This window comes from Agathobaculum sp. (genome assembly GCF_050946325.1).
Classification (GTDB): domain Bacteria; phylum Bacillota; class Clostridia; order Oscillospirales; family Butyricicoccaceae; genus Agathobaculum.
In genome coordinates this window covers 1-7,923 of sequence record NZ_JBMNUP010000084.1, presented here as the reverse complement: position 1 = coordinate 7,923, position 7,923 = coordinate 1, and the positions used below count along the sequence as shown (strand labels likewise).

The 7,923-nt window shown below is 54.9% G+C and carries 11 protein-coding genes; 4 read left to right on the top strand and 7 right to left on the bottom strand.

Annotated features, from left to right (window positions below; all coding sequences use genetic code 11):
- Both ACOYIE_RS07450 and ACOYIE_RS07445 read left to right on the top strand, forming a co-directional pair.
- Positions 1–433 (top strand): hypothetical protein (locus tag ACOYIE_RS07450; protein ID WP_433411921.1); only part of this gene is annotated, 433 nt, incomplete at its 5' end.
- A gap of 94 nt (positions 434–527) precedes the next feature.
- Positions 528–851: a sporulation transcriptional regulator SpoIIID gene (locus tag ACOYIE_RS07445; RefSeq protein ID WP_433411918.1), complete on the top strand. Its 324-nt coding sequence runs from the start codon at positions 528–530 to the stop codon at positions 849–851.
- A gap of 13 nt (positions 852–864) precedes the next feature.
- Here ACOYIE_RS07445 and ACOYIE_RS07440 read toward each other — a convergent pair whose 3' ends face one another.
- Complete coding sequence (locus tag ACOYIE_RS07440) at positions 865–1,107, bottom strand: AbrB/MazE/SpoVT family DNA-binding domain-containing protein (protein WP_433411916.1); 243 nt, start codon at positions 1,105–1,107, stop codon at positions 865–867.
- A gap of 102 nt (positions 1,108–1,209) precedes the next feature.
- On the opposite strand from ACOYIE_RS07440, the gene ACOYIE_RS07435 reads away from it, so the two are divergent.
- The gene (locus tag ACOYIE_RS07435) at positions 1,210–1,794 is read left to right on the top strand and encodes a nucleoside recognition domain-containing protein (RefSeq protein ID WP_433411914.1); all 585 of its coding nucleotides are present in this window, start codon (positions 1,210–1,212) and stop codon (positions 1,792–1,794) included.
- Between the two features lie 131 nt (positions 1,795–1,925).
- A complete protein-coding gene (locus ACOYIE_RS07430; protein WP_433411912.1) occupies positions 1,926–2,444 on the top strand; it encodes a spore maturation protein in 519 nt (172 codons plus the stop codon).
- A gap of 177 nt (positions 2,445–2,621) precedes the next feature.
- Here the strand turns inward: ACOYIE_RS07430 and ACOYIE_RS07425 are convergent, their stop codons facing one another.
- From ACOYIE_RS07425 to ACOYIE_RS07400, 6 genes are all read right to left on the bottom strand, one after another.
- On the bottom strand, positions 2,622–3,497 hold the full coding sequence (locus tag ACOYIE_RS07425) for a 3-hydroxyacyl-CoA dehydrogenase family protein (RefSeq protein ID WP_433411926.1): 876 nt from the start codon (positions 3,495–3,497) through the stop codon (positions 2,622–2,624).
- Positions 3,498–3,537: 40 nt separating this feature from the next.
- Positions 3,538–4,353: an enoyl-CoA hydratase-related protein gene (locus ACOYIE_RS07420; protein ID WP_433411909.1), complete on the bottom strand. Its 816-nt coding sequence runs from the start codon at positions 4,351–4,353 to the stop codon at positions 3,538–3,540.
- A 75-nt stretch (positions 4,354–4,428) separates the two neighbouring features.
- Positions 4,429–5,622 (bottom strand): acetyl-CoA C-acetyltransferase, encoded by a 1,194-nt coding sequence (locus ACOYIE_RS07415; protein ID WP_433411907.1) that lies wholly within the window; start codon positions 5,620–5,622, stop codon positions 4,429–4,431.
- 186 nt (positions 5,623–5,808) lie between these two features.
- Positions 5,809–7,377: an acyl CoA:acetate/3-ketoacid CoA transferase gene (locus ACOYIE_RS07410; RefSeq protein ID WP_433411905.1), complete on the bottom strand. Its 1,569-nt coding sequence runs from the start codon at positions 7,375–7,377 to the stop codon at positions 5,809–5,811.
- Positions 7,378–7,393: 16 nt separating this feature from the next.
- Positions 7,394–7,693, bottom strand: a complete 300-nt coding sequence (locus ACOYIE_RS07405; RefSeq protein ID WP_433411903.1) for a hypothetical protein — start codon at positions 7,691–7,693, stop codon at positions 7,394–7,396.
- Between the two features lie 107 nt (positions 7,694–7,800).
- Positions 7,801–7,923, bottom strand: a 123-nt coding sequence (locus ACOYIE_RS07400) for a 4-hydroxyphenylacetate 3-hydroxylase C-terminal domain-containing protein (RefSeq protein ID WP_433411923.1), incomplete at its 5' end; no start/stop codon positions are given.

Below are 7,923 nucleotides of genomic sequence, written 5' to 3'. Positions count from 1 at the left end.
CAGGAACAAAGAAGAACTGTTCTATGAGTTGACGGACGGTGCGGCAGAGGGACTCAAAAAATTGATTTTGCGCTTGCGGGATAAACGGTTTGATCTGCATACCGGCGCGCGGGAGTATCAGGTGCTGCTGACGGAGGAAGTCATCTCTCTGCTGCTGGCAGAGAAATACGGTTTGCTGCTGATTATGGAGCAGGCGCAGGGCACCCGCTATGAGGGGCTGCGCAGCAGCCTGATCGACCTGTTTGCCGCCAAGACTGCGCCGCTGCTTGCAGATGAGGACAACAGGGACTTGCTTTCCCAAATCATGGCGCGCAATCTGATCGACGGAACCGTGCAGATTTTGAAAAATCGCGTTCGTCCGCGGGAGGTGCGCGTCAACCTGAACCGCCTGGTAGAATATCATACACAAGGAATCAACGCGCTGCTGAAATAGGCGGCGCGTTTTTTTATGGCAGGGCTTCGTTCTATCGTTCCGCCGCCGTGCATAGGCTGTTAGCAGTAATGCGTCAACGGCAGGGGGGACGATGGTGAAGGGCTTACCCGAGGAGCGGGCGATTCGGCTTGCGCAGTACATGGTGGAAAAACGGGCAACCGTGCGGCAGACGGCAGCGCGGTTTGGTATATCTAAGTCAACGGTACATAAGGACATTACAACACGGCTGCAAAAATTAAATGCGGTACTGTATGACCGCGTGCAGGAAGTATTGCGTACCAATAAAAACGAGCGCCACATCCGCGGCGGTATGGCGACACGGGAAAAGTACAGGGCACAGTCGGAACATGGCAGAGTACGTCCGGAAGCGCATAAAGAAAAACCGGCCGCCCGTACACAACGGGAGACCGGTAAGTAACGCTGTCGCACAATCAGAGCAGGCCAATTTCCTGGATGCAGTTGCGGCAAACATTTTTGCCCTTGTAATTGGTAACATCCTTGGCGTTTCCGCAGAAAACGCAGGCGGGCTCATACTTTTTCAGTACAATCTGGTTACCGTCCACATAGATTTCCAATGCGTCACGGACGTCAATATCGAGCGTCCTGCGCAATTCAATCGGCAAAACAATGCGGCCGAGCTCATCGACTTTGCGAACAATACCGGTAGATTTCATGGTGTTGTACTCCTTCATTCCATGGGTGAATTCATCATTCGAAATTATATCACGCAACCCCAGATGGGATTTTGTGCAGGGGAAAGAATAGGGGGAAAACATGTGCTTTCTGCAGTTTGGGTAGGATTTCTGACCGTTGCGCTGCTTTTTGGCACAATATCCGGACGGCTGGATGCTGTTACGGCAGCGGTCGGTACAGGCGCGGCAGAAGCGGTTACGCTGGCAATCAGCATCACGGGACTGATGTGTTTCTGGAGCGGTATGATGGAACTGTTTCGTGCATCCGGGCTGGCAGAAAAACTATCCTGCATTTTAATGCCGCTGCTTCGTCCGCTGTTCGGCAATGCAGCCGGAGACCAAAAAGCGATGGAAGCGGTCAGCGCAAATGTGACAGCGAATCTGCTTGGCCTGTCCAATGCGGCAACGCCGCTGGGACTGCAGGCAGTCGATCGTTTGTATACGCTGGCAGGGCGGCGGGGAGCGCCGGATACGGTGCTGACCCTGATGACATTAAATACAGCATCCATTCAACTGATTCCATCCACTGTGGCAGCTGTGCGCGCGGCCAGCGGCGCTGCAGCTCCGTTTGACATCATGCCCGCAGTTTGGGGGGCGTCTGCCGTCTCGGTAGCCACTGTGCTGATTTGCGGAAGAATGTTTCGGCCGATCTTTCCCGATGAAAAATGAGAGGAAATGACTGACCGGATTACAATTTGTATTATTACATACAAAGAGTGCAAAATTTGTCGAAATAACTTAAATTTCCAAAAAAATTTTGAATTTTCAGAAATTTACCTGCTTTTGGGAAGGGGAGTGCAATGCAGTGGATTCAGGATGCGTTTGTGCCGGCCCTGCTGGCGATAGTCGGCATATACGCTCTGTATAAAGGGGTTGATGTGTTCTCCGTCTTTCTGCGTGGAGCAAAGAATGGCCTGCAGACGGCGGTCAACATTTTGCCAACGATGGTCGGTATGCTGACCGTTGTACATATGCTGCGCGCATCCGGTGCAATTGATTTTGTGGCTGCCGCTCTGGCGCCGGCTTTCCGGATAGTGGGTATTCCCAAAGAGTGCGCCGCGCTGGTGCTGCTTGGACCTGTAAGCGGCGGCGGTAAGCTGGCAATGGGCAGCGAGCTGATGCATCGGTTTGGCCCGGACAGCTATATCGGGCGCGTGGCAGCGGTGATGCTGGGGGCATCGGAAACCAGCCTGTACACGCTTAGCGTTTACAGCGGATATTTGGGCCTGCACAACCTCAGATATGCTGTAATTGCTGCATTATGCGCAGATTTAGCGGCTTTTACCGCCTCTGCCATGATGGTACGTCTGCTTTTTTAATGCTCAGCACCATTATATCTTGTTTCGTGAAAAAATGCTATACATCGACAATGTTTTTGTAAAAAGATATAAATAATGGTAATAAAAATTGTGCAAAACTGAAATAATTTGTAAAGGGAAAAGAAAATAAATGAGGCTATGCAGATGCATAGCCTCATTTGTCTGAAAGTTTTAAACTTACTTTACAATTTCCTTGCCGAAGGGGCCGTCATATTCAAAGAAGCCCTTGCCGGACTTAACGCCCAGCCAGCCGGCGCGAACCATCTTGCGCATCAGCGGATGCGGACGGTACTTCGGGTCGCCGGTCTCGCGGTACAGGGTTTCCATGATGGCGAGGTTGACATCGTGGCCAACCAGGTCAGCCGTGTGAAGCGGGCCGGACTTCATGCCGGCGCCAAGCTGCATCGCAATATCAACATCAGCAGGGGAGGCAATGCCGTCTGCAACGATGCCCATGGCTTCGTTCATCATCGGAATCAGGATGCGGTTAACAACAAAGCCGGGGCCTTCGTTGACCGATACAGGGGTCTTGCCCAGCGAAGCCATCAGATCGAACGCCTTCTGGAAGGTTTCGTCCGAGGTCTGGATAGCGCGGGTAACCTCAACCAGCTTCATGATCTGAGCGGGGTTGAAGAAGTGGCAGCCGATCATCTTGTCTGCACGGTTCGGGATGCAGGCAGCCATCTCAGTGATGGACAGCGCAGAGGTGTTGGAAGCGAAGATGGTGTCCGGCGGGCAAATCTTGTCCAGATCCTGCAGCAGCTCTTTCTTCAGCTCCATCTTTTCCAGAATAACTTCGATGACAAACTCGGCGTCAGCAGCGGCGTTGCGGTCGCAGGAGGTCTTGAGGCCGGCCAGCAGCTCGTTCTTCTTCTCTTCGGTCATCTTTTCCTTCTTAACCAGGAAGGAAAGGTCGCCGGTGATGGTCTTAACGCCGCGCTCGCAGAATTCGGGCTTGATGTCTACCATCGTTACGTCGTGGCCGTTGGTCAGGAAAACTTCAGAAATGCGTGCGCCCATGTTGCCGGCGCCAAATACACAAACTTTCATGATTTTTACCTCTTTTCCATAAAGTTAGGATGAATAAGGCGGATTACTTGTTCTTGAACTCCTTGGCGGGCTTATCCTTGTTCTTGTCCAGGAAGTAAGCCATGCCGTACTTCTGGTCTTCGGTTGCAAAGCACTCGCCGAAGATGTTGCCTTCCAGCTTGAGCGCGGAGTTCAGGTCAACCTGCATGCCAACATTGATGGCTTCCTTGCAGAGCGCAACGGCGATCGGTGCCTGCGCAGCAATCTCCTCAGCCAGCTTAACAGCCTCGTCCAGCAGGTTTTCCAGCGGATACACATAGTTAACAAGGCCCATTTCCAGCGCCTGCTGTGCAGTGTAGTTGCCGCGGGCGGTGTAAATCAGTTCCTTGGCCTTGCCCACGCCGATGATGCGGGCCAGACGCTGGGTGCCGCCGCAGCCGGGGGTGATGCCCAGACCAACTTCGGGCTGGCCAAACAGCGCGTTGTCAGAAGCGAGGCGGATGTCGCAGGACATGGCCAGCTCGCAGCCGCCGCCCAGGCAGAAGCCGTTGATTGCAGCGATGACGGGGCGCTTGAAGTTCTCAATCTTCCAGCAGACGCGGTTGGAATCGTTGCCGAAGAACTTGCCTTCCTCAACCGTCATGGTGGACATCTGCGCGATGTCAGCGCCGGCGACGAAGGAGTTAACGGTCTTGCCCTTCTTGTTGACAACAGAGGAGCCGGTCAGAACGACGGCGTAAACGTCCTCCATCTTGCCGACTTCGTCAAACGCCTCTTCAAGCTGGGCGTACATGTCGGTGGACAGAGCGTTCATGGCCTTCATATGCTCAATCTTGACGATGGCTACATGGCCCTTTTTCTCAATTACTACGTCGGTCATTGGAAAAACTTCCTTTCAGATTTTTTGAGAAATGATATGGCAGGGGGCTGATGCAGCCCCCGCCGGAATCATTTTTTACTTGCAGAACTCGTCGCGCTCTACGATGATGGCTTCGCCCATACCGCCGCCGATGCACATGGTAGCAAGGCCAACGGTCAGGTCGCGCTTGATCATTTCGTAAATCAGGGTGGTGGTGATGCGGCAGCCGGCTGCGCCGATCGGGTGGCCCAGCGCAATTGCGCCGCCGTTTACGTTAACGATGTCCATATTGAAGCCCAGCTCACGGTTAACCGCAGCAGCCTGCGCGGCAAACGCCTCGTTGGACTCGATCAGCTCAAGGTCGGCAACGGTCATGCCGGCGCGCTTGAGGGCCTGACGGGTGGACTCGATCGGGCCTACGCCCATGATGGACGGATCGCAGCCTACAGAGCCGAAGGAACGGATCTTGGCCAGCGGCTTGAGGCCGTGCGCCTTAACGAAGTCCTCGGAAGCGATGATCATAGCGGCGCCTGCGTCGTTAATGCCGGAAGCGTTGCCCGCAGTAACGGTGCCGTCCTTCTTGAATGCCGGACGCAGCTTGGCAAGACCCTCCAGCGTGGTCTGTGCGCGGCAGTGCTCGTCGGTATCAAATACGATGGTTTCCTTCTTCTTCTTTACTTCGATCGGAACGATTTCGTCCTTGAAGCGGCCGGAGGCAATCGCCTTGGCAGCCTTCATCTGGGACTCATAGCCGATCTGATCCTGCATCTCACGGGTGATGCCGTACTGCTCGGCAACATTTTCCGCAGTGATGCCCATGTGGTACTGGTTGAATACGTCAAATACGCCGTCATAAACCATCATATCAACGAACTTTACGTCGTTCATACGGGCGCCCCAGCGCATGTTGCGGGAGATGTACGGCGCGCCGGACATGGACTCGCAGCCGCCGACCAGCATCATGCCGTTCTCGCCTTCGCCGGAGCGGATGATCTGGGAGCCGAGGGAAATCGCGCGCATAGAGGAAGCGCAAACCTTGTTCAGGGTCATTGCGGGGGTGGTAATCGGCATGCCGATGCCGAGGGATACCTGACGGGCTACGTTCTGGCCGCAGCCGCCCTGCAGCACCTGGCCGAACAGAGCTTCGTCAATTGCGGTCTTGTCAACGCCGGCGCGCTCAACGGCAGCGTTGGCAGCGGCAATACCAAGCTGGGCAGCGGATACGTCGCGGAGGGTGCCGCCGTAAGTGCCGATTGCAGTACGGGCAGCAGAACAGATGTAAACGTTCATTGGGCAAATCTCCTTTTTTTCTCTTACGCCGGCGGACCGACGCGGTAATGGGGGGTCTTCTCTTTTCGAGTTCGTTAATATTTTATCAAATGTACAGAGGAATGCAAGGGCTTTTCGCAAAATTTATGAAATAACCAATATCATGCCCAAAAGATACACAACACGCACATAAAATAAACTCGAAAGTTAATCGTTTGCCAGACCCATCAGCTCGTCGCGGAAGATGCGGGCATCCATCAGCTTGATGGAGCCGTCCGCCTGGCGTTCGATGTGGGGTGTGAACTCCATCTGATCGAGGATCTGCGTTTGCAGGTCGATGCCGGGCGCAATCTCAATCAGGGTAACGCCTTCGGGGCGAAGTGCGAACACACAGCGCTCGGTGATATAGAGAACAGGCTGCTTGACCTTGTTCGCATAATCGCCGGAGAAGGTGATATGTTCCACGGCGTTGACGAACTTTTTCTTGGAGCCTTCCTGCGTGATGACGAGCTTGCCGTCCACACAGTCGGTCTTGAGGCCCTTGGCGGTGAAGGTGCCGCAGTAAACCACCTTTTTGGCGTTCTGCGTAATATCAATAAATCCGCCGGCGCCGGCCAGACGGGTGCCGAACTTGGAAACGTTCAGGTCGCCGTTCGGCGCGGTCTCTGCCAGGCCGAGGAAGGCAACGTCCAGGCCGCCGCCCTGATAGAAGTCAAACTGCACGTTGTGCGGAATGATGCACATTGCGTTGGCTGCCGCACCGAACTGCGTTCCGCCGTAAGGTACGCCCGCAATGGAGCCGGCCTCTACCGTCAGCGTCATTCTATCAGAAATGCCTTCCTCTGCGGCAACGTTGGCGATTTTTTCCGGCGCGCCCGTGCCAAGGTTGACGATGGCATCAGGCGGCAGCTCCATCGCTGCGCGGCGGGCGATGATCTTCTTGGCGTCCATCGGGATGGGGGGGATGGCGTCTACAGGAATGCGGAATTCACCGGTCAGCGCGCCGTCGTACGGCATGCCGAGGCACTGCATGTTGTCCTCCTCGGAACCAACGACAACAGAGTCAACATAAATGCCGGGAATGGCAACCAGCTTGGGATCAAGAGAACCGCCCTGCACGATTTTTTCCACCTGAACGATAACCTTGCCGCCCGAGTTCTTGCAGGCCTGCGCCATGGCCGTTACGTCCAGCGGGCCGATTTCGCGGTGAACCGTGCAGTTGCCGTACTCATCGCAGTAAGAAGCGCGCAGGAAAACAACGTTGATGGGGAAGCCCTTGTACAGCAGGCGTTCCTCGCCTTCGATATTGACGATTTTAACCAGATCTTCCTTGGTCACGTCATTCAGCTTGCCGCCGCCGTTGCGCGGATCGGCGAAGGTATACAGGCCAACGTGGGTGATGGTGCCGATGTTGTGTGCCGCAATATCGCGGTACATGTGCGAAATAACGCCCTGCGGCAGGTTATATGCTTCAATTTTGTTAGCCAGCGCCAAATCGCCCAGACGGGGGGCGCGGTCCCAGTGACCGCCGATGACGCGCTTTACCATACCTTCGTGGCCGTAATGGTCGCCGCCGGTGCCGTCGCGATGGCCCTGGCCGGCTGCAAAGAACAGCGTCAGATTATTGGGGTGGCCGGTTTCCAGAAAACGCTTTTCCAGCGCTGTAGACAGGGTTTCGGGGCAGGCGCAGCTTACAAAGCCGCCGGTGGCGATGGTATCGCCGTCCTGCACTTTAAGGGCGGCTTCTTCTGCAGTGATAATGTTGACTTTCTTCATGGTATTCTCTTTCTCCTCACAATGCGGCAGCGGCATGTGTGCTGCCGGGCTGCGCCAATTGCAGAATTTGATGAATGGCGGGCTGTATGTCCTCCGCATCGGTTAAAATAACGCGGTGCGCGGCGTCAATTTCCTCATACAGATAGGGACATCCCGTGCATCCGCGGATAATCAGCAAAACGTCATAATGGATGCCGTCTTCCGGATAAGAAAAAGATGCGGCGTCCGTCAGTGCGTTTCGTACGGTGTTGTAGGCCTGTCCGCGGTCATAACGCGGATTGCAGCCGCCACAGAATTTTACAGTGCAGCGCAGCATGTGCGGATACACTCCTTACTTGTTAAAATTCAAACGATTTTGGGTAAATTGCAAACATAGGCACTCGCGGCTGTACCGTGAGTGCCTATGGATGCTGTCAAAGAAAATTACTTGATACGAGCGATATCCTTGGCGAGCTGCTTCTTCATCTCGAGGTTGGACTGACGCGCGATCATGATGCGCTGCGCCTGCGGCGAGCCGGCGCCGTGCATGGACTCGGGCAGGTAGCC

What these genes read in the sequence shown, in the direction of transcription:
- ACOYIE_RS07420 (WP_433411909.1), bottom strand. Translation starts at nt 4,353, where the DNA reads ATGACCGACGTAGTAATTGAGAAAAAGGGCCATGTAGCCATCGTCAAG.
- ACOYIE_RS07415 (WP_433411907.1), bottom strand. Translation starts at nt 5,622, where the DNA reads ATGAACGTTTACATCTGTTCTGCTGCCCGTACTGCAATCGGCACTTAC.
- ACOYIE_RS07430 (WP_433411912.1), top strand. Translation starts at nt 1,926, where the DNA reads ATGCAGTGGATTCAGGATGCGTTTGTGCCGGCCCTGCTGGCGATAGTC.
- ACOYIE_RS07440 (WP_433411916.1), bottom strand. Translation starts at nt 1,107, where the DNA reads ATGAAATCTACCGGTATTGTTCGCAAAGTCGATGAGCTCGGCCGCATT.
- ACOYIE_RS07410 (WP_433411905.1), bottom strand. Translation starts at nt 7,377, where the DNA reads ATGAAGAAAGTCAACATTATCACTGCAGAAGAAGCCGCCCTTAAAGTG.
- ACOYIE_RS07405 (WP_433411903.1), bottom strand. Translation starts at nt 7,693, where the DNA reads ATGCTGCGCTGCACTGTAAAATTCTGTGGCGGCTGCAATCCGCGTTAT.